Below are 1383 nucleotides of genomic sequence, written 5' to 3'. Positions count from 1 at the left end.
TAGAGAGGAACTCACCCTCTTCACGCGCACGCACCAACTGCTTAGCAACGTTCTCTCCCAGACCATCCATTGCTACAAATGGTGGGATAAGAGTGTCTCCGTCAATGATGAATTCAGTCGCATCACTACGATAGAGGTCTAACTTGCCAAACTTAAAGCCACGTTCCCACATCTCATTGACAATCTCAAGAGTGGTATAGAGGTCAATTTCCACATTAGAGGCTTCATTGTTCTTCCGTTTTTCAGCGATTTCTTCCATTCTGCGCTTGATGGCGTCCAAGCCCGCACCCATGGTCTTGATATCAAAAGCCTTAGCGCGGATTGAAAAGTAAGCACAGTAGTAATAAATGGGATGGTGAACCTTGAAGTAGGCTACGCGCAAGGCCATCATAACGTAGGCTGCCGCATGGGCTTTAGGGAACATATACTTGATTTTTCCACAGGACTCGATATACCACTCTGGCACCTTATTGGCCTTCATGGCTTCGATATAGCCATTTCGCTCCTCTTCTGAAATCTTCAACCACAAGCCCTTACGTACCCGTTCCATGATGGTAAAGGCCATCTTAGGCTCGAGACCCGCATGCATGAGGTAAACCATGATGTCGTCCCGACAACCGATAACAGTCGATAGGTCCGCAATTCCTTGCTTGATCAAATCCTGGGCATTTCCCAACCACACATCGGTACCGTGGGATAATCCAGACAACTGAAGCAATTCCGCAAAGGTCGTCGGATGCGTTTCGTCTACCATCCCACGTACAAAGTTTGTTCCAAACTCTGGGATTCCCAGCATGCCCGTCGGCGTTCCGATTTGCTCAGGTGTTACCCCTAGTACATCAGTTCCAGAAAAGAGGGCCATGACACCTTCATCATCCATAGGAATTTCATTAGGGTCAATACCAGACAAGTCCTGCAATTTTCGAATCATGGTCGGATCATCATGCCCCAGTACATCGAGTTTGAGGACATTCTCATCGATATCATGGAAGTTAAAGTGAGTCGTCTGCCATTCAGCCGTCACGTCATCCGCTGGATACTGAACAGGCGTAAAGTCGTAGACATCCATGTAGTTCGGAATAACAACGATTCCTCCTGGGTGTTGTCCTGTAGTCCGCTTGACACCGGCAGCACCTTGGGCAAGACGTTCCACCTCTGCATCACGATAAAACTTCCCATAGTCTCTCTCATAGCCCTTGACAAATCCATAAGCAGTCTTAGCAGCAACTGTACCAACCGTTCCTGCACGGAAGGCATATTCTTCACCAAAGATATCACGTACATCCAAGTGGGCGCTAGGCTGGTCTTCTCCCGAGAAGTTCAAGTCAATATCGGGAACCTTGTCCCCATCAAAACCAAGGAAGGTCTCGAAAGGAATATCCT

At 48.0% G+C, this 1383-nt stretch carries 1 protein-coding gene; it reads right to left on the bottom strand.

The features are described 5' to 3' along the window. The coding region (locus tag GMD4S_RS12150) for a PolC-type DNA polymerase III (RefSeq protein WP_000001498.1) at nt 1-1383 on the bottom strand (1383 nt) is incomplete at both ends.

The sequence above is a fragment of the Streptococcus sp. GMD4S genome (genome assembly GCF_000296955.1).
Note: the sequence above shows the minus strand (reverse complement) of the source record. Positions and strands in the feature narration are given on the sequence as shown.